This is a genomic window from Seohaeicola saemankumensis (genome assembly GCF_021021435.1).
Taxonomy (GTDB): Bacteria; Pseudomonadota; Alphaproteobacteria; order Rhodobacterales; family Rhodobacteraceae; genus Seohaeicola.
On the sequence record NZ_JAINWI010000003.1, the window covers coordinates 103,924 to 122,248 of the forward strand.

15 protein-coding genes are annotated in these 18,325 nt (G+C 60.1%); 8 read left to right on the forward strand and 7 right to left on the reverse strand.

The window, feature by feature from the left end:
* Nucleotides 1–185 precede the first annotated feature (185 nt).
* A complete protein-coding gene (locus K7H22_RS00665) occupies nt 186–770 on the forward strand; it encodes an HNH endonuclease (protein WP_230798586.1) in 585 nt (194 codons plus the stop codon).
* An 82-nt stretch (nt 771–852) separates the two neighbouring features.
* Here K7H22_RS00665 and K7H22_RS00670 read toward each other — a convergent pair whose 3' ends face one another.
* From K7H22_RS00670 to K7H22_RS00685, 4 genes are all read right to left on the reverse strand, one after another.
* The gene (locus tag K7H22_RS00670) at nt 853–1,368 is read right to left on the reverse strand and encodes a bactofilin family protein (protein WP_230798587.1); all 516 of its coding nucleotides are present in this window, start codon (nt 1,366–1,368) and stop codon (nt 853–855) included.
* Nucleotides 1,358–2,701 (reverse strand): DUF5930 domain-containing protein, encoded by a 1,344-nt coding sequence (locus K7H22_RS00675; protein WP_230798588.1) that lies wholly within the window; start codon nt 2,699–2,701, stop codon nt 1,358–1,360. The genes K7H22_RS00670 and K7H22_RS00675 overlap by 11 nt, the downstream gene beginning before the upstream one ends.
* A 223-nt stretch (nt 2,702–2,924) precedes the next feature.
* The gene (locus tag K7H22_RS00680) at nt 2,925–3,725 is read right to left on the reverse strand and encodes a ferritin-like domain-containing protein (protein WP_230798957.1); all 801 of its coding nucleotides are present in this window, start codon (nt 3,723–3,725) and stop codon (nt 2,925–2,927) included.
* A 14-nt stretch (nt 3,726–3,739) separates the two neighbouring features.
* The gene (locus K7H22_RS00685; RefSeq protein ID WP_230798589.1) at nt 3,740–4,201 is read right to left on the reverse strand and encodes a peroxiredoxin; all 462 of its coding nucleotides are present in this window, start codon (nt 4,199–4,201) and stop codon (nt 3,740–3,742) included.
* A 239-nt stretch (nt 4,202–4,440) separates the two neighbouring features.
* On the opposite strand from K7H22_RS00685, the gene K7H22_RS00690 reads away from it, so the two are divergent.
* The 6 genes from K7H22_RS00690 (at nt 4,441) to K7H22_RS00715 (ending at nt 13,421) form a co-directional block, all read left to right on the forward strand.
* Nucleotides 4,441–7,782 carry an AsmA-like C-terminal region-containing protein gene (locus K7H22_RS00690; protein ID WP_230798590.1) on the forward strand — a complete coding sequence of 1,114 codons (3,342 nt, stop codon included), beginning with the start codon at nt 4,441–4,443 and terminating at the stop codon, nt 7,780–7,782.
* An 86-nt stretch (nt 7,783–7,868) separates the two neighbouring features.
* Complete coding sequence (gene queA / locus K7H22_RS00695; protein ID WP_230798591.1) at nt 7,869–8,924, forward strand: tRNA preQ1(34) S-adenosylmethionine ribosyltransferase-isomerase QueA; 1,056 nt, start codon at nt 7,869–7,871, stop codon at nt 8,922–8,924.
* Nucleotides 8,925–9,059: 135 nt separating this feature from the next.
* Complete coding sequence (locus K7H22_RS00700; protein ID WP_230798592.1) at nt 9,060–10,325, forward strand: MFS transporter; 1,266 nt, start codon at nt 9,060–9,062, stop codon at nt 10,323–10,325.
* A gap of 133 nt (nt 10,326–10,458) precedes the next feature.
* The gene (locus K7H22_RS00705) at nt 10,459–11,034 is read left to right on the forward strand and encodes a DUF924 family protein (protein ID WP_230798593.1); all 576 of its coding nucleotides are present in this window, start codon (nt 10,459–10,461) and stop codon (nt 11,032–11,034) included.
* An 83-nt stretch (nt 11,035–11,117) separates the two neighbouring features.
* Complete coding sequence (lpdA, locus tag K7H22_RS00710; RefSeq protein WP_230798594.1) at nt 11,118–12,512, forward strand: dihydrolipoyl dehydrogenase; 1,395 nt, start codon at nt 11,118–11,120, stop codon at nt 12,510–12,512.
* A 576-nt stretch (nt 12,513–13,088) separates the two neighbouring features.
* Nucleotides 13,089–13,421, forward strand: a complete 333-nt coding sequence (locus tag K7H22_RS00715; protein WP_230798595.1) for a hypothetical protein — start codon at nt 13,089–13,091, stop codon at nt 13,419–13,421.
* 71 nt (nt 13,422–13,492) lie between these two features.
* Here the strand turns inward: K7H22_RS00715 and K7H22_RS00720 are convergent, their stop codons facing one another.
* Complete coding sequence (locus tag K7H22_RS00720; protein ID WP_230798597.1) at nt 13,493–13,849, reverse strand: rhodanese-like domain-containing protein; 357 nt, start codon at nt 13,847–13,849, stop codon at nt 13,493–13,495.
* Nucleotides 13,850–14,138: 289 nt separating this feature from the next.
* Between K7H22_RS00720 and uvrA the strand changes: the two genes are divergently transcribed.
* Nucleotides 14,139–17,078: an excinuclease ABC subunit UvrA gene (uvrA, locus tag K7H22_RS00725; protein ID WP_230798598.1), complete on the forward strand. Its 2,940-nt coding sequence runs from the start codon at nt 14,139–14,141 to the stop codon at nt 17,076–17,078.
* A 67-nt stretch (nt 17,079–17,145) separates the two neighbouring features.
* Here uvrA and K7H22_RS00730 read toward each other — a convergent pair whose 3' ends face one another.
* Nucleotides 17,146–17,346, reverse strand: coding sequence for a YgaP family membrane protein (locus K7H22_RS00730; RefSeq protein WP_269062963.1), 201 nt, complete (start codon nt 17,344–17,346; stop codon nt 17,146–17,148).
* Between the two features lie 99 nt (nt 17,347–17,445).
* A complete protein-coding gene (mmsB, locus tag K7H22_RS00735; protein WP_230798599.1) occupies nt 17,446–18,318 on the reverse strand; it encodes a 3-hydroxyisobutyrate dehydrogenase in 873 nt (290 codons plus the stop codon).
* Nucleotides 18,319–18,325 lie beyond the last annotated feature (7 nt).

An 18,325-nucleotide genomic window follows, 5' to 3' on the forward strand; every position in this document is an offset into this window, starting at 1 on the left:
GGCAAAAACAAGGTAATTCGCGTCACATCCGTGTTGCATCGCGTGGTTAAGGCAATGGTGATGGCTACTGCATGTCGTGGGGCTTGCCGGAAACAAACCACGATATATAGTCATCCTACGACGGGGCGGGCGCACCCGCTCTGGAGCCAGAGACCGGCAGACAGGGCAGGGGAGCTTTGCGCCAGATGAGTGGAGATTTCAGAACAGAATTCGTCAGGGAACCGGCGGTGCTCAGGCATCACCCCGCATTGGTGCTGAACGCGGATTACCGGCCCCTGTCATACTACCCGTTATCCCTTTGGCCCTGGCAGGAGGCGGTCAAGGCGGCGTGGCTGGACCGCGTGGATATCGTGGCCGAATACGACCATGTGGTCCGAAGCCCCAGTACCGTGTTCAGGCTGCCATCGGTTGTCGTTCTCAAGGATTATGTCAAACCCCAGAAGCGCGTGGCCTTCACGCGCTTCAATCTTTTTCTGCGTGATGAATTCAGTTGCCAGTATTGCGGGGCCAAGGGCGATCTGACCTTCGATCACGTGGTGCCGCGTGCGGCAGGCGGGATCACAAGCTGGCAGAATGTCGTCGCCGCCTGCGCGCCTTGCAACCTCAGGAAAGGGTCAAAATCCCTGCGTCAGGCGGGGTTGCATCTGCGTAAACCGCCGCGCGCGCCAGGGGCCGAGGAATTGCGGAACATGGGGCGCAAATTCCCGCCGAACCATTTGCATGAAAGCTGGATGGATTACCTTTACTGGGACGCAGAACTGGAGGCTTAATGCGCCAGCAACCCGTCCTGTAGCCCATGAAAAAGGCGCCGGCTTTGATCAAGCGGCGCCTTATTTGTGAAGGTTACTGACCTTAGTTGCTTTTGTCAGCGTCTGTGCCGGAACCAGAGGCCTGTGCCGCCTTGCCTGCAGGGGCGCTACCCTTGGGGGTCAGCGGATCGTCCTGACGCTGCACGGAACCTTCGAAATGCGCGCCGCTTTCGATGGCGATGGTCTTGTGGATGATGTCACCCTCGACCCGCGCTGTCGATGTCAGGCGCACTTTCAGCCCGCGCACGCGGCCCACGATGCGACCGTTGATCACGACATCATCGGCAACCACTTCACCCTTGATGGTGGCGCTTTCGCCAACCGTCAGAAGATGTGCACGGATATCGCCGTCGATCGAGCCTTCGACCTGAATGTCACCGGTTGTCTTGAGATTGCCGGTGATATGCAGATCCGCCGACAGGATTGAGGCGGGCGGCTTCGGTTTCGGCGCGGTCGCCTTGAATTCACTGGGCGAGGCCGCAGACGCTTCTGGCATGGCAGGTTTCGGTGCTTCGGGTGTCTTTGGGCCCGGCTCGTTGATTTTGCTCTTAGAAAACATCGTTTGCAGCCTTGATATAGATCATTGGATTGACGGCCTGTCCGCCCACGCGCACTTCATAATGCAGATGGGGGCCGGTCACACGCCCAGAGGCTCCCATATCACCGATACGATCCCCGCGCGACACCTTTTGTCCCACGTTCACGTTAATTTTCGACAGATGGGCAAAGCGTGTTTCGATGCCGAACTCGTGCTTTATCTTCACAAGACGCCCATAGCCGGATTGCCAGCCGGCATGCACGACCACCCCGTCTGCGGTGGCATAAAGCGGTGTGCCCACAGGGCCTGCGAAATCAACACCCTCATGCATGCGCCGTCCGCCGGTTTTGGGGTCGCGCCGGACACCGAAGGGGCTGGTAAAACGGAAGCCCGATTGCACAGGTGTTGCAAAAGGCGCTTTCTGCGCCGCGATGCGGTAGATGTTCAGCGCATCCATCTGGTTCAGGATACGGTTCGCACGGTCGGTGTCGGGCGTTATCTCGTCACTGCCTCGCGTTGAAAAGCTTAAAGGGGTCAACGGACCCCCCTGGCCGGAATATCCGCGACGGACTTGATTGATGATTGTGTCTGTGTTCAGCCCCGCCGCGCGGAACATTTTGTCCAGAGGTTTTACGGAAACGGCCATCGCCTCTTCCAACTGGCGGAAAATCTGGTCGTTCTGGTCCTGCATCAGACGGATCTCGAATGCCATCTCGTCGGCGCGGATCAGCGCCTCCTCGGCATCGGCGCGCACCGAGTCGCGCTCGGCCGCAGTTTCGGCCAGGGCCGTTGACAGAAAGTCTATCGCTTCGCCGGCCGCACTGCCCGAAGCCATAACCTCGCCGCTGCCGTTGGTATCACCGTCCAGTTGCGACTTGATGGCGGCCAGCTCCAGACGGGCCGCCTCGCGCTCGCGCATGGTGCGGCGCAATGTGCTCTGGATCACTTCGATCCCTGTCTCCATCTCGCGGCGCCGGGTCTCGGATTGGAGTAACTCGGATTGCATGACGGAAATCTGTTCCAGTGCGGAACTGAACCTTTCTTGCGCGGCCAAGGACTCGGCGGCGCGGGCATCACGTTCGCCCGACAAGATATTCAGACGGGTCTCGTAGGTGCGCTGATCGCGCTTGGCCTGCTCGCGGAAATTGCCGGAACCGATGCTATCCATCAGCAAGATCGCAGTTGCGATGATCGTCCATGACACCACAAGGGCGCCGCCGGTAAAAGCGATCAACTGCGTTCCCGGCTTCAGCCGGATGAATCTTGTGTCTGAATCTGATCGCAGAAACAGCCGTCTTTCCGGAAACCAACGCTCAAGTGTGGCGTCGATCCGGATTGCCAGTCGTGTTCTCACCAATCTGTCCCTTGTTCCATCCCCGTGCAGGCAGCTCCAATGTCCCCAAGCCAACCCGTGAGAAGTTCGTAAACAGCCCGCAGGCTTGGGGCAAGATGTTTGCGGCAAGAATGCGGACGAAAGAGGCAAATGCCTGCAAACTGGCAGGAAACTGCCGACAAGGACGGTTATTCAGCGAGAAATCAGGCGCTCTATACTAGACGACAGCGCGGTCCGCACAGGGTCAAACGGCGCGCTGTTCTTCGGTTAGCGGCCAGTAGAAATCGGGCGGCAATCCCGCTTCGGCCCGCTTTTCCTCGTTGAATGGGGGCTTGAGCAACCCGTGGAAATAGCGCCGGACCAGATCGTGAAATACGACGCGCGGATCAAGTTCATGTCGACCACATAGAAAGTGAAACCATTTGGAGCCATAGGCGACATGGCTGACTTCTTCGGCATAGATAACGTTCAGTGCGTCAACGGTCTGCCGGTCGCCCGCTTTCTCGAACAGCGCAATCATATTCGGGGTCACATCCAGCCCCCGCGCTTCCAACACCATCGGGACAACCGCCAGCCGCCCCATCAGATCCTGCGCGGTATCCGACGCGGCCTGCCACATGCCTGCATGCGCCGGCATTGCGCCATAAGAGCTGCCATGCGCCTCAAGACAGTCGCATAACAGATTGAAATGTTTTGATTCCTCATCCGCCGCCTTGACCCAGTCATCGTAGAAGCCGGCAGGCATGGGCGTCTCTGTAAACCGTGCAATGATATCCCAGTGTAGATCGACCGCGTTCAGTTCGATATGCGCCACGGCATGCAGCATCGCTACGCGCCCCTGCCGACTGCCCGCCTTGCGGCGCGGCACATCGCGCGGGTCCAGCAAGGCGGGTGCGGCGGGGCGGGCGGGATGATCGGGCGGGCTGGCCCTGCCGATGGCCAGGGGTTTGCCTGCCGCCCGCGCGGCGCGCCAGCTTGCGGCATGGGCATGTGACAGCGCTGTTTTGGCGCGGCCGTCAGCGGTGCCCAATACCTCGACGGCCATCTCGGCAAGCGTTTTCACAGGGCTTGGGCCGCTGCCAGAACGTCCTCGGCATGGCCGGGTACTTTGACCTTGGACCAAACCTTGGCAATCTTGCCCGATCCGTCAATCAGGAAGGTGCTGCGTTCGATCCCGAAGAACTTCTTGCCATACATGGATTTTTCTTTCCAGACACCGTAATCCTCGCAGACTGTCCCCTCGGCATCCGACAACAATGGCGCGCGCAGCGCGTGTTTGTCGCGGAACTTGTCATGGCTGGCGATATCGTCCTTTGATATCCCGAAGACCTGCACGCCGGCCTTGCCAAAATTGTCCAGCAGATCGGAAAAGGCCTTGTTCTCGGTCGTGCAGCCTGATGTATCGTCACGCGGATAGAAGAACAGAACGACAGGGGCTGGGCGCAGCGCAGACAGGGTGACAGTGCCGCCGCCATCGCGCGGCAGGGTGAAATCGGGGGCTTGGTCGGAAACTGCGAGCATTGTTTTTTCCTTGGTCTGACGGGTTTCGGGTGCCGGAATATTTCCGGTCTGATGAATTTGTGAGTTTCATATTAGGACATGACGGGCGACAATAAAGTAAGGTGGGCGGAAGTTTCACCAGAATTCCCGCGGATCGCGCAAACGGGAAACGGCAATGGGGCGTTTTTTGAGGTGGCGGGGTATGATGCCTCGTCGCTTGAGCTTGCTCAGGGCGGAACAGACAGGCAGATCACGACCGGATGACGACACAGGAGCCAGACACGCACACGCCCGTCGCGCAGCCACCTGCGCCAGAGCAGCCGTGCAAGGCGCGAGCCAAGACAAGGCGCCATGTCGGTAAGTCGATGATGTGGTCGGCCATCTGGACAACCGGCGTTGTGTTGGCCATCGCAGGCGGTATCGCCTTGGCGCTGCTCTGGTCCGTTGGCCGCCCGATTGCGGCCCCTGACTGGATGCGTGACCGGATCGAGGCGCGGATCGGCGCGGTGTTGCCGGGCCACGAGATCACATTCACCGATCTGGTCTTTACCGTCGGTGAAGGATGGGCTCCCCGCATCGGGATGCGCGATGTTTCCCTGCGGGAGGTGGGCGGCGCACCGATCATGACCTTGGGAAACATGGAGGCTGGCCTTTCGGGCGAGGCTCTGTTGCGCGGGCAGTTGGAGCCGGGGCGTGTCAGCCTGTCGGGTCTGCGCCTGTCCTTGCGGCGGATGGAGGATGGCAGCTTTGATCTGGCCCTCGGCGACGCGCTTCCCCCGATTGAGCGGGCATCGAACCCCGCCGCCCTGATCGAAGGGCTGGACCGTTTGCTGAACCAGCCCCGACTTGCCGGTCTGCGCGAGATCGACGCCGACAATCTTGGGCTGACCTACGAGGATGCGCGCACCGGTCGCCTCTGGCAGGTGGATGGAGGCCGGATTGCCTTGCGGCGCAACGGCGACGATCTGACCCTGCGGGGGGACGTGGCGCTGTTGTCGGGCTATGATTATGCCACCTCGCTCAGCCTCAGCTATACCGGGCAGATTGGATCGTCGGCCGCACAGGTCGGGTTGAGCTTCGAGGATATGACCGCCTCGGATCTGGCCAGCCAGTCGACAGCGCTGGCATGGCTGGGCGTCCTGCGCGCGCCGATTTCCGGCGCGATGCGCGTTTCGGTCGATGAAGCTGGCACGCTTGGACCGCTTAGCGTGGCCCTGCAGATCGGGGCTGGTGTGGTGCAGCCCGACGATCAGGCGCAGCCGATCCCCTTCGATGCCGCGCAGACATATATGACGTTCACGCCGGAAACCGGACAGCTTGCCTTTGACGATCTGTCCGTCACCAGCAAATGGATCACCGCCCGTGCCGAAGGGCGGGCCACGATTGCCTCGGTGGCCAATGGTTGGCCATCCACCCTTCTGGGGCAGTTCCGTATTCTCGACATCGTGGCGAATCCTGCCGATCTCTATGAGACACCCGTCGCGCTGGAAGAAGCTTTGCTGGATCTGCGTCTTTCGCTTGATCCGTTCAAACTGTCACTGGGGCAGTTGACCCTGTTCGACAAGGGGCGTCGCCTGCTTCTGGATGGCGAGGTGGGCGTTGGACCGCAAGGCTGGGATGTGGCCGTGAATGGCCGGATGGATGCGATCCTGCCCGAACGCGTGCTTGAGCTGTGGCCCGATGCACTGGTGCCTGTTACGCGGAGATGGGTGGCGGAAAATGTGCATACAGCACAGATGAGCGACATCCAGCTTGGGTTTCGCCGTCGTCCCGGCACAACGGACCGCCTTTACCTTGCCTTTGCCTTTGACAAGGCCGATGTCACCTATGGCCGTGACATGCCGCGACTGACCGGTGCGACAGGGCAGGCCAGCCTGACCAACCGCCGTTTCGTGATCAGCGCTACCGAAGGACAGGTGACGCCCCCGAATGGCGGATCGCTGGACGTCGCGGGTACGAGTTTCACCATTCCCGATGTGACCATGAAACCCGCCAATGCTCAGGTCCGTTTGGCGACGCATGGCAGTATCACCGCAACTTTGGCGATGCTTGACACCCCTAACCTGCGCCTGCTCGAAAAGGCAGGACGCCCCGTCGATCTGGCCGAGGGTGTGGCCGAGGTGACAGCCGTAATCGACATGCCGCTGATACGACCGTTGATGCCGGATGATCTGCGTTTCGCAGCCAGTGCCCGCCTGCGCGATGTGGTGAGCGAGGGTATCATGCCGGGACGCCGCCTGCAGGCCGACGCGATGGAACTGAAAGCCGATACCAACACGCTTAGCATCGGAGGGCAGGGACGTTTGGGCGATGTGCCCTTCAACGCTGTCTGGAGCACGACCCTGCGCGACAATACGCAGGGCAAAAGTCAGGTCGCGGGCACGGTCACCCTGTCACAGGCCTTTGCGGATGAATTCAACCTCAGCCTGCCGCCCGGAACATTCAGCGGCGCGGGGCAGGGCCGGATTGCGCTGGATCTGGAACGCGAGCGCGCGCCAGCGTTTCGCCTGACCTCGGACTTGGCAGGGCTTGGCTTGTCGGTCCCGTCCTTGGGCTGGTCCCTGTCACGGCAGGGGACCGGCACGCTTGAGGTTGCGGGAACGCTTGGCACGCCCGCCAAGGTCGACCGGATCACGCTGGACGCGCCGGGGCTGAACCTGACGGGATCGCTGGATCTGACCGCAGCGGGCCAGTTTGCCAGTGCAAGGCTCGACAGGGTTCGTGCTGGCGGCTGGCTGGATGCGCCGGTGACCTTGACGGGACGCGGGGCAGGGCGTGCGCCTGCCATCGCGATCAACGGTGGTAGCGTCGATTTGCGCCGCAGCACCTTGCCAAGCGGTGGTGCGGGTGGCGGGCAGGCGGGCGGTCCTTTGACGCTGGCCCTGGACAGGCTGGAGATCACAGACACCATTGCCCTGACGGACTTCAGGGGTGAGTTCACCAATACAGGCGGGCTAGACGGCAGTTTCAGTGGCAACGTCAACGGCAAAGCCCCGATACTTGGGCGCGTTGTGCCGATGAACGGGCGCAGCGCCTTCCGCATTCAGGCACAGGATGCAGGTCGCGCCATCGCGGCGGCGGGCATACTGCCGCAGGCCCGCGATGGCACGCTTGACCTGACGCTGCGCCCGACCGGTACCGATGGCAGCTATAACGGTGATCTCAAGGTGCTGGACCTGCGGGTGCGTGACGTGCCTGCGCTGGCGGCGCTGATCAATGCGGTCAGCGTGGTGGGCCTGCTGGACCAGTTGAACGGCTCGGGTTTGCACTTCTCCGAAGTAGAAGCCGGTTTTCTTCTGACGCCGCAACAGCTTGTCTTGCGTTCAGGCTCTGCGGTCGGGGCCTCGCTGGGTGTGTCGCTGGATGGCTATTACGATCTGACGCGCAAGCATATGGATTTTCAGGGTGTGTTCTCACCGATCTATATGTTCAACGGAATCGGTTCGCTTCTGACCCGTAAGGGCGAGGGGCTGATCGGCTTTACCTATCAGTTGCAAGGACCGCCGGATAATCCGCGTGTGCAGATGAACCCGCTTTCAGCTCTGGCGCCCGGTATGCTGCGCGAGATTTTCCGTCGGCCGGCACCGGAACTGACGCAATGACACGACGTTGATAAATGTCCAAGGTTGCAGCCTGATCGCAGCACCTTTAATGCGGCGCGACCTATGCCACTGAACCGGAAAATCTGATGCAATTGTCCGATTTCGACTTCGACCTGCCCGAAGAGCTTATCGCGACCCGTCCTGTGCGCCCGCGCAGCGCCGCGCGCCTGCTTGTGGCGGATGGCGACACTGTTCAGGACGCCCATGTCCGCGACCTGCTGACATACCTGCGTCCCGGCGACCGTCTGATCCTGAACGACACGCGCGTGATCCCCGCACGCCTGTCCGGTCTGCGGCACCGTCACGGCGAGGCCGGCGCGACCGCCGCAAGGATCGAGGTGACATTGCTTGAACCGCGCGCTGGCGGGCTGTGGTCGGCTTTGATCAAACCGCTCAAGAAGCTGCGGACAGGCGAGAGGATCGACTTCTCGGATACGTTATCCGCCACGCTGGAGGGGCGCGACGAAGGGCAGGGCATCCTGTCCTTCAATCTGAACGGCCACGATTTCGATGCGGCCCTGGCCGCAGCGGGCGCCATGCCCTTGCCGCCCTATATTGCCGCGCGTCGTGCGGCTGACGCGCAGGATCACGAGGATTACCAAACCGTCTGGGCCCGCCGTGCCGGTGCCGTGGCTGCCCCAACAGCATCACTGCATTTCGACACGCCGCTGCTGGATGATCTGGCCACGATGGGGGTGCAATTCACCCATGTGACCCTGCATGTGGGTGCCGGCACTTTTCTGCCGGTCAAGGTCGATGACGTGACCACCCACCGGATGCATGCCGAATGGGGCGAGGTCAGTGCGCAGGCCGCAACCGAGATTGCGACCACACAGGCCGCAGGCGGGCGCATCATCCCCGTTGGCACAACCGCCCTGCGCCTGATCGAAACCGCTGCGCGCGCCACCGGACAGATTGCCCCTTGGTCAGGCGATACCGACATTTTTATCTATCCCGGCTTCACCTTCCGCGTGACCGACGCGCTGATGACCAATTTTCACCTGCCCAAGTCGACGCTGATGATGTTGGTCTCGGCCCTGATGGGGCAGGACCGTGTCAGGCGGATCTACGCGCATGCGATTGCAGAAAAATACAGGTTTTTCTCTTATGGTGATGCCTCGCTGTTGATCCCGCCGCGCTGAGATGTCAGCGAGGCGGAGCAGGCAAGTCTTGCGACTCGAAAAGGTCGCTTTTGTCCGTGACACGCGGGGATACCCCCCGTTACCCTGAATTTACATTCCCGTGGCACGAGTTGCGGCGCTGCCAAGGAGCATCCGATGCTGAAGTTTCTGTCCAATGCTTGGGCCCTCTTGCTGGGGCTGCTGTTGCTGATGATCGGCAACGGCCTGCAGGGTACGCTTCTGGGGGTGCGCGGCGAGATCGAAGGTTTTTCGACCTTCGAGATGTCGCTGATCATGTCGGCCTATTTCGTGGGCTTTCTGGGCGGCTCGAAACTGGCGCCGGAAATGATCCGCCGCGTAGGGCATGTGCGGGTCTTTGCCGCCCTTGGATCTCTGATTTCGGCTGTGCTCATCCTCTATCCCAGCCTGCCCAACCCCTGGGTCTGGATGGCCTGCCGTGTTGTGATCGGCTTTTGTTTCTGTGGCGTCTATGTGACCGCCGAAAGCTGGCTGAACAATGCCGCCACCAACGAGACGCGCGGTCAGGCGCTGTCGATGTATATGTTGGTGCAGGTCGGCGGTATCATGATCGCGCAAGGGCTGTTGCTGGTCGCCGATCCCGGCGGTTTCATCCTGTTCGTGATCCCATCGGTGCTGGTGTCCATCGCGTTCGCCCCCATCCTTTTGTCGGTGACCCCGACGCCCGCTTTCGAGACAACAAAACCGATGAGCCTTGGCGCGCTTTTCAAGACGTCGCCCTTGGGCTGCACGGGGATGTTCCTGCTGGGGGGCGTGTTTGCGGCCCAATTCGGCATGGCCGCGGTTTATGGCGCGCGCACCGGCCTGAGCCTTGCCGAGATTTCCATGTTCGTAACCGCCTTCTATCTGGGGGCCACGGTTCTGCAATTCCCGCTGGGCTGGCTGTCCGACCGGATGGACCGCCGCATGCTGATCCTGCTGGCTTCGGCAGTGGGCGGTGCAGGAGCGATGCTGGGCATGGTTGCGGGCACATCCTTCCCTGTGCTTCTGATGGCTGCCTTTCTTGTGGGTGGCACCAGTAACCCGCTCTATTCACTTCTGATTGCCTATACTAACGACTTTTTGGACCGCGACGATATGGCCTCGGCCTCGGGGGGGATGCTGTTCATCAACGGTCTGGGTGCGATTGCCGGCCCGCTGATCACGGGTTGGATGATGGGGCTTTTCGGATCGCCGGGGTATTTTCTGCTGATCGCCTTGCTGATGATCGCGCTGGCGCTTTACGCGGCCTACCGCATGACGCAGCGCCCTGCGCCGACGGTTTCGGAAACCGGTGTCTATCGTCCGATCTCGCCTACAGCGACATCCGTGGCGCTGGATGTGGCCCGCGAACATGCCATCAGCACCGCCGACGCCGAGCAAGATCGGGCAAAATCCGCCTGAAACCGCAATCATTGTCGCTGATACCGCAACCATCCGTTTGTATGTCAGGTCTGTTACACATATTTACTGTCGTAACAGGCAAAGGTTTTGTAACCTTTTCAAGATGGTCGGGCAGGGACCGAGGAGGGTCGTCATGGTTAAACCGGATGAAGTGCTATCTTTCTGGCTGGATGAATGCAGCCCTGAGGATTGGTATAAACAGGACGATGCGTTTGACCAACTGATCAGGGACCGGTTTCTGACAACATGGGAAGAAGCGACCGAAGGGGCGCTTGGCCTGTGGCTGACCTATCCTGCCGGTGCGATGGCCTATATCATTTTGACCGACCAGTTTCCGCGCAACATGTTTCGTGGCAGTCCGCAAGCCTTTGCAACAGATGCAAACGCCCTTGCTGCCGCCAAAGCCGTGATTGACCGCAAGTGGGACCTGCGGATCGCCGAACCGGGGCGTCAGTTTTTCTACCTGCCCCTGATGCATTCGGAAAACCTGTGCGATCAGGAACGCTGCGTGCGCCTTATGCACGAGCGGATGCCCGAAACCGGCGCATCCAACCTGCTGCATGCCAAGGCGCATCGCGAGGTGATCCGCCTTTTCGGGCGTTTCCCCTATCGCAACGATGCACTGGCGCGTCCGTCGACAGCGCCGGAACGCGCCTTTGTGGCGGATGGTGGGTATGGCGAAACCGTGCGCCAGTTGCAGGCCGGTTAAGCCCATCGGCGCAAGGATAAGGCGCGTTGAAGCGAGGCCAAAATTAGTTTAACGTCAAACTAATTTTGGAATCGGAGGGGCGCATGTCAGCCAAAGCATTTGATCTGATCGTGATCGGCGCAGGGCCGGGAGGCTATGTTGCGGCGATCCGTGCCGCGCAACTGGGCCTCAAGGTCGTCATTGTCGAGCGCGAAAATCTGGGCGGCATCTGCCTTAACTGGGGCTGCATTCCGACCAAGGCGATGTTGCGCTCTTCGGAAGTGTTCCACCTGATGCACCGCGCCAAGGAATTCGGACTTGGGGCCGAGAAAATCACCTATGATCTGGATGCGGTCGTCAAACGCTCGCGCGGGGTGGCCAAGCAGTTGTCCTCGGGCATCGGGCATCTGATGAAGAAGAACAAGATCACGGTGGTGATGGGCGATGCGACGATCCCCGCCAATGGCCGCGTGACCGTCAAGACAGACAAGGGAACCGAGGACCTGACCGCGCCGCATATCGTGCTGGCGACAGGGGCGCGCGCCCGCGAATTGCCGGGGCTTGAGGCAGATGGCGATATGGTCTGGTCCTACCGTCACGCGCTGGTGCCGCCGCATATGCCGAAAAAGCTGCTGGTCATCGGGTCGGGCGCGATCGGTATCGAATTTGCAAGCTTCTACAACACGCTGGGGGCTGAAACCACGGTGGTCGAGGTGATGGACCGGATTCTTCCGGTCGAGGACGAGGAGATTGCGACATTCGCGCGCAAATCCTTCCAGAAGCAGGGCATGACAATCATGGAGAAATCCACTGTCAAGCAGTTGGACCGCGGCAAGGGCAGCGTGACCGCGCATATCGAAACCGGCGGCAAGGTCGAAAAGCTGACCTTTGACACGGTCATTTCTGCTGTGGGCATCGTCGGCAATACCGAAGGCTTGGGGCTGGAAGAACTGGGCGTCAAGATCGACCGCACCCATGTGGTGACGGATGAATATTGCCGCACCGGCGTGGACGGGCTGTTCGCCATCGGTGATATCGCAGGCGCGCCCTGGCTGGCGCATAAGGCCAGCCATGAAGGCGTAATGGTCGCAGAACTGATCGCGGGCCAACATCCGCATCCCGTCAAACCCGATAGCATCGCGGGTTGCACCTATTGCCAGCCCCAGATTGCCAGCGTCGGTCTGACCGAAGCCAAGGCGAAGGCCGCAGGCTATGACATCAAGGTGGGCCGGTTCCCCTTCATCGGCAATGGCAAGGCGATTGCGCTGGGTGAGGCAGAAGGCATCATCAAAACGATCTTCGACGCCAAGACAGGTGAGCTTCTGGGGGCGCATATGGTCGGCGCGGAAGTGACCGAACTGATTCAGGGTTATGTGATTGGGCGCACTTTGGAAACAACAGAGGAAGACCTGATGAACACGGTCTTCCCGCATCCGACCCTGTCCGAGATGATGCATGAATCCGTTCTGGATGCCTACGGACGGGCGCTGCATTACTGAGCACTGCATGTTGCAAGCGGGTCGGTCTTTCAAGGTCTAGCCCCTGCATTCACGGGTCGGGACGTTGTCAGCCTATCCGCGCGCTGGTTGTGCAAGAGAATCGTATTTGCGCGGGCGGACATAATCTGTCCTTGATCGAACGGATTTTATAATTTAATTTTTCAGCATGCGGGGCAAGGCCGGTCAATTTCAGGTCGCTCCAACTTGAAAAGGCTGTATTTTCCGTCGTGCGATTGCCGCGCGGCCAAGCATTCGAGGCAATAAACCCGGATACGCCGTCAGGCAGGGTGTTGTTGCGGTGTATCGGACATTATCCAGACAAGGCGGGCCTTGGCGCCCACCTTATCAGACAGACAGGACAAACCGTACGCTGGATTAAATGGCACCCTTTCCATTCAGGATCAGGTGGGAAGGTATTTTGCATTGATATGATCCCGATCAGGCCCGCATTCCGGAGGGTTGATCGTTCCGAAAAAGAGATCGCTGCCTTTGCTTTGAGACGGTCGGAATTTCCCCGATCCGCAGTGTGGCGAGTAGAACGCTATTGAAAAACAAACTTTTGATCGAGGATTGGCCATGTGGATTTCTGTTTCGCTTTTAGCGACAATTACTGTTCTGACTCTTTTGGGTGACTACTGCATCAAACTGGCAACGAACAAGGAAACGGGCATCTACTCGACCTGGTTTGTGATCGGCGCACTTCTGTATGGCATTCCGGCTGTGGGCTGGTTCTTCCTGATGAAAAGCCACTCTCTTGCGATGATCGGGGTCATGTATAGCGCATCCACTCTGGTTCTGCTGACCATGATGGGGTTCTTTGTCTTCAAGGAAGCAATGGGCTGGCGCGAGGTGATCGGCCTGACCCTCGCGATCACCGCTGTTGTCGTGTTGAGCCAGAGTGATGCCTGAACCCGTCTGCCGGCCATGCGCCGATATCAGGGACTGGCACAAGGTTCTTGATTGCCGCAATGCGTATCGCGTCAGCGGGTTACGGTGCCACCCGCGGCGGCCCAATGATGCAACCCGCCAAGGTTATGTGTCTCGCGATAGCCAAGTTTCTTGAGGATATTTGCAGCCATCCCGGACCGGGCACCCGAGGCACAGTAGATGGCAACGGGTTTATCCGGCGCTAAAGCCGCATTGAAATCGGGATGGCGCGGATCAGCCACCATCGACAGGCGCATCAGCGGGATATGCAGCGCCCCTTCGGCGCGCCCTGTCTGGGCCAATTCAGAATGATCGCGCACATCGACCAGCGTCATCTCGCCGGCGTCGATGCGGGCGATCACATCGGAAATGGTCAGGGCAGTGGCAGTCTGGCGTTTGAAACCGAACATGGTGAAGGTCCTCTGGACTGGAAAATGCGATATACCTATGTGGAGGGGCCTTCCGGCCCTGGCAAGTGGGGCATATCTAATAAATTCCAAAAATGGAATACATAAAATGGAATGCATAAAGGTGATCCTGCCGGGACTTTGCCTGTTTTGTTCAAAAACCATGCAGTTTTGAGGTCCCACGCAACGCTTGCATTCCGGGCTAATTCCGGATGTTCTTGACTTGTTCTTAACTTTGCATTGGAGACTCAGTCACGCTCCACTATCTATAGCTGGCTGAACGGGGGCAATAATGGCTGATCTCAAGAAAATCGAAGTGCGCGGTGCGCGGGAACACAACCTCAAGAATATCGACGTGGATATTCCGCGCGACCAGCTTGTGGTGATCACCGGCCTGTCGGGGTCGGGCAAATCCAGTCTGGCCTTTGACACGATCTATGCCGAAGGACAGCGCCGCTATGTCGAAAGCCTGTCGGCCTATGCCCGCCAGTTCCTTGATATGATGCAGAAACCTGATGTGGATCATATCAGCGGCCTTAGCCCCGCAATCTCCATTGAGCAGAAAACGACAAGCAAGAATCCGCGTTCCACCGTCGGCACGGTTACCGAAATCTACGACTATATGCGCTTGCTATTCGCGCGGGTCGGCACGCCCTACAGCCCCGCCACCGGCCTGCCGATCGAGGCGCAGCAGGTGCAAGACATGGTCGATCGTGTCATGGCCATGCCCGAGGATACCCGCGCCTATCTGCTGGCCCCCATCGTGCGGGATCGCAAGGGCGAGTATCGCAAGGAATTTCTTGAACTGCGCAAGCAGGGTTTCCAACGCGTGAAGGTGGACGGGCAGTTCTACGAACTGGACGAGCCGCCCACGCTGGACAAGAAATTCCGCCACGATATTGACGTGGTGGTTGACCGTCTTGTGGTGCGAGAGGGGTTAGAGACACGGCTGGCCGACAGCTTCCGCACGGCACTGGATCTGGCTGACGGGATCGCGGTGCTGGAAATCGTGCCGCAGGGGGGCATCTCGGATGCGGCCGCATCCCCCTCGCAAGGCGCAGAGGGCGTGGTAGCGGCCGATGAGACACAGCGCATCACCTTTTCCGAGAAATTCGCCTGCCCAGTCAGCGGTTTCACTATTCCTGAAATCGAACCGCGCCTGTTCTCCTTCAACGCACCTTTCGGGGCCTGTCCCGTCTGCGATGGTCTGGGGGTCGAGCTGTTCTTCGACGAGCGCCTTGTCGTGCCGGACCAGAACCTGAAAATCAGCGATGGTGCGCTGGCCCCGTGGCGAAAGGGCAAAAGCCCCTACTTCACCCAGACGATCGAGGCGATTGCCAAGCATTACGAATTTGACAAGAACGCCAAATGGAAAGACTTGCCCGAACATGTGCAGCAGGTTTTCCTCTATGGCTCGGCCGGCGAGGAAATCGCCTTTCGCTATGACGAAGGGGGGCGTGTCTATCAGGTCAGCCGCGTGTTCGAAGGCGTCATCCCCAATATGGAACGCCGCTACCGCGAGACAGATAGTGCGTGGATCAGGGAAGAATTCGAGCGTTACCAGAACAATCGTGCCTGCGGAGCTTGCGGCGGCTACCGCCTGCGGCCCGAGGCGCTGGCGGTGCGGATCGGCCCTGCCAAGGGCGGGCCGGACCAGCTCAGGCATGTGGGACAGGTGGTGCAAATGTCGATCCGCGAGGCATTCGACTGGTGCCAGACTGTTCCACAGCATCTGACCGCCCAGAAGAACGAAATCGCCCGCGCCATTCTCAAGGAAATTCGCGAGCGTCTTGGCTTTCTGAACAACGTGGGCTTGGAATACCTGACCCTGTCGCGCAATGCAGGCACCCTGTCAGGCGGTGAAAGCCAGCGTATCCGCCTTGCCAGCCAGATCGGCAGCGGGCTGACGGGGGTGCTTTACGTGCTGGACGAGCCCTCCATCGGGTTGCACCAGCGCGACAACGACCGCCTGCTGGGTACGCTGAAAAACCTGCGCGATCAGGGCAATAGCGTGATCGTTGTGGAGCATGACGAAGAAGCGATCCGCATGGCCGACTATGTCTTCGATATCGGTCCGGGGGCAGGGGTGCATGGCGGGCAGGTCGTGTCGCATGGCACGCCCGCCGATATCATCGCCGATCCTGCCAGCCTGACGGGGCAATACCTGTCCGGCGCACGCGAGATTGCGGTGCCGGCCAAACGGCGCACGGGGAACAAAAGGAAGATCACCGTGGTCAAAGCCTCGGGCAATAACCTGCATGATCTGACGGTGGATTTCCCGCTGGCGAAATTCGTCTGTGTCACCGGCGTATCGGGCGGGGGCAAATCGACGCTGACCATCGAGACTTTGTTCAAGACCGCCTCGATGCAACTGAACGGCGCACGCCAGACACCTGCGCCCTGCGAGACGATCAAGGGGCTTGAACATCTGGACAAGGTCATCGACATCGACCAGCGTCCTATCGGACGTACGCCGCGCTCGAACCCTGCCACCTATACAGGGGCCTTCACCCCGATCCGCGACTGGTTCGCGGGCCTGCCCGAGGCCAAGGCGCGCGGCTACAAACCGGGGCGCTTCAGTTTCAACGTCAAGGGGGGCCGCTGCGAGGCCTGTCAGGGCGACGGTGTCATCAAGATCGAGATGCATTTCCTGCCCGACGTCTACGTGGAATGCGAAACCTGCAAGGGTGCGCGCTACAACCGCGAGACTCTGGAGGTGAAGTTCAAAGGCAAAAGCATCGCCGATGTGCTCGATATGACAGTGGAAGACGCGCAGGACTTTTTCAAGGCGGTGCCTTCCATCCGAGAAAAGATGGATGCGTTGATGCGTGTCGGCCTTGGCTATATCAAGGTGGGCCAACAAGCGACGACCCTGTCAGGTGGCGAGGCGCAGCGCGTGAAACTGTCCAAGGAACTTGCCAAACGCTCGACGGGTCGGACGCTTTATATCCTGGACGAGCCGACCACCGGCCTGCATTTCGAGGATGTACGCAAACTGCTGGAAGTGCTGCACGAACTGGTCGATCAGGGCAATTCGGTGATCGTGATCGAACACAACCTTGACGTGGTCAAAACCGCCGACTGGATCATCGACATCGGCCCCGAAGGCGGCGATGGCGGGGGCGAGTTGGTGGCAACGGGCACGCCCGAACAGGTGGCCGACGAACCGCGCAGCCATACAGGTCATTACCTCAAGCAGATGTTGGCAGGCCGCAAGGTCGCTGCCGAGTAAGCTGAGGGGCCCGCAACATCAACCCCCCGCGCCGCAGGGCAGCGGTCCGCTTCAATCCGTCAGGATCTTACTTCTTCATCGGGCAGGTGTTCAGACCCAGCAGTTTATAGGCAAAACAGGTCTGGAACACACCGGTCAGCAGGATCGGCAGACCCAGCAGGTAGAGCCAGCGATAGGCGCCCTCGTCATTCAGGAAAAAGCCCAACAGCAGGGCAAGGCCCAACACGATGCGCGCGATACGGTCAATGCCGCCGACATTCTTGGTCATTATAGCCTCTGGATTAAATATTCCGATAACTTAATATAACCAAAGGGAACCCGTCTGGCTAGCGCCGCAATCATCCCTGACCGCGACACTTTTACGTGATCATCCGCGTCCGCGTTTTTCGAAACGTGGCAACATGGCGCTGAAATCCTTGCCTTTGCCATCCTCGGCCTCGACGAACTGGGCATAAAGCGCGGCTGCAGCCTGTCCCATCGGCGTATCTGCATCTGCGGATTGTGCCGCCTGCTGCGACAGGCGCAGGTCTTTCAGCATCAACTCGGCTGCAAATCCGGGCTGGTAGCCGTTATCCGCAGGGCTTTGCGGCCCGACACCCGGTGCAGGGCAGTAGGCATTCATCGTCCAGCTATAGCCCGAGGAGGTCGAGACCACGTCGAACATCTTTTGCCGGTCCAGCCCCAGCTTGTCGGCCAAGGCAAAGGCCTCGCAGGTGGCGATCATGGTCACGCCCAAAATCATGTTATTGCAGATCTTGGCAGCCTGTCCCGCGCCCGCATCGCCGCAATGCACGGCTTTCTGGCCCATGATGTCGAACAGGGGCTTGGCCTTGGCAAAGGCTGCATCCGTGCCACCTGCCATGAAGGTCAGCGTGCCCGCGGTCGCCCCGCCGGTGCCGCCCGAGACTGGCGCATCCACCGCCAGCAACCCAGCCGCTTCCGCCTGCGCAGCCACGGCGCGGGCGCTGTCCACATCGACGGTCGAGCAATCTACCAAGGCCGCGCCCTTCGACATGACGGGGATCACCTCGTCAGCCACACTGCGCAGGATCGCGCCATTGGGCAGCATCGTGATCACCACATCCGCACCTGTCGCCGCAGCGGAAGACGAGCTTGCAGCCTGCACGCCCGTAACCGTCACACCGGCAGCATCGAAGCCGGTCACCTCGTGCCCTGCCTTGACCAGATTGGCCGCCATCGGCGCGCCCATATTGCCAAGCCCGATAAATCCGATTTTCATGTCATGG